The organism is Luteibacter sp. P4_E6, from assembly GCF_056401535.1.
The window spans coordinates 1-1,428 of the sequence record NZ_JBFUJE010000767.1; the positions used below are offsets into that span (position 1 = coordinate 1).

The window sequence follows — 1,428 nt, forward strand, 5'->3', positions numbered from 1 at the left end:
GCTGCCACCGCCCGTCGTGGGCGTCGATTATGGGCTGGAGTACGGCCACGACCGTCTGGAGATCGGCACCCAGGCCCTGTTGCCCGGCGAACGGGTCATCGTGGTCGACGACGTGCTGGCAACGGGCGGAACACTCGAGGCGGGTCGTCGCCTGGTCGAGAGGCTGGGCGCCGAAGTGGTCGGCGCCAGCGTCGTCATCGAACTCGCCGGCCTCCACGGTCGCTCGAAGTGGTCCGGTCCGGCCCCTCTCCACGCCCTGATCGGCGGCTGAGATCGGTGGCTGGCCTCAGTGGCCGGCTTCGTGGATGTCTTCGACGAGGACGATCTCGCAGCCGCCTGCGCCGGTGTCTTCACGGGTGAGCGAGGTATCCCAGTGCCAGCCGTCGTCGCGTTTGACGTCGACGAGGAAACCCTCGAAGTGGATCACTTCCCCCGGGCGCACATTGCCAAGCTCCCGGGCCACCGTGTCGTTGGCCGGGATCATGTGCATGTTGGCGCTGGAGTCCTCGATCTCGTGCCGCGGGATCGGAAAAGTATCCGTGTACCAGAAGTAGAAGCGGTTGGACTGCGAAATCCTGATCTTGTCGAGCACCGCGGTATCCGACATCCGGCCCCAGCCCAGGGCCAGGTCGGTGGGAGCGATCGGCGCCAGATCGTCCAGCTGGTAGTCCTCGCGGGAGAGCACGCGGCCCGTCATGGCGAACTTCGCGCGAGGTTCCAGCGAGAAGTGGCCGCGCGCCAGCTGTGGCCCGGCGCCCAGATCCTGCTGGCTGGGTACCGTGCCCGCGACGATACCCGCAGCCGCATGCATGGGCCGCTTATGCCACCACGTGTACGCGCCCAGTCCGCAGAGCAGGAGCAGGACGATTAGCCAGACGCGCATGTATCAGGAAACCGTCAGGAGGATGGAAGGGCAACGGTTGGCGCGCCTTCCGGTTGACGTGTGGCGCATTCCCGGGCGTTGAACAGTTCGGCCGGAACGTCGCGGATCACCTCCGCGAGGGCGGTGAAGAACGGCGTCATGGCCGAGCTCTTGCGCCAGACCATCGCAATGCGACGGCTTGGCGCCGGGCTTTCGAACTCGATCAGTCGCACATTGCCCGACTGCGCCACGGGCGGCTTCACGGCGAGGATCGGCATCAGCGTGATGCCGACGTTGGCGGAAACCATCTGACGTAGCGTCTCCAGGCTGGTGGCCCGGAAACCGGTCTTTTCGCCCGCGCCCGCCAGATGGCAGACCTCGAGCGCCTGGTCGCGAAGGCAGTGACCGTCCTCGAGGAGCAGCAGATTCTGGTCGGCAAGGTCGTCCATCTTCAGGCACTGCCGCCCGGCGAGGGGGTGGTTGTCCGGCACGGCCAGCACGAACGGTTCTTCGAACAGGAACTCGACGTGCAGGGAATCGTCGTGCATCGGCAGGGCGAGGATGCC

At 66.5% G+C, this 1,428-nt stretch carries 3 protein-coding genes; 1 reads left to right on the forward strand and 2 read right to left on the reverse strand.

Annotation, left to right across the window (positions count from 1 at the left end):
* Nucleotides 1–271 (forward strand): phosphoribosyltransferase family protein (locus AC1DT2_RS23285; RefSeq protein WP_477299046.1); only part of this gene is annotated, 271 nt, incomplete at its 5' end.
* Nucleotides 272–286: 15 nt separating this feature from the next.
* Here the strand turns inward: AC1DT2_RS23285 and AC1DT2_RS23290 are convergent.
* Together AC1DT2_RS23290 and AC1DT2_RS23295 are read right to left on the reverse strand one after the other, a co-directional pair.
* Nucleotides 287–883, reverse strand: coding sequence for a hypothetical protein (locus tag AC1DT2_RS23290; RefSeq protein ID WP_477299047.1), 597 nt, complete (start codon nt 881–883; stop codon nt 287–289).
* A gap of 14 nt (nt 884–897) precedes the next feature.
* Nucleotides 898–1,428: hydrogen peroxide-inducible genes activator (locus tag AC1DT2_RS23295; RefSeq protein WP_477299049.1), on the reverse strand; the 531-nt coding region annotated here is incomplete at its 5' end.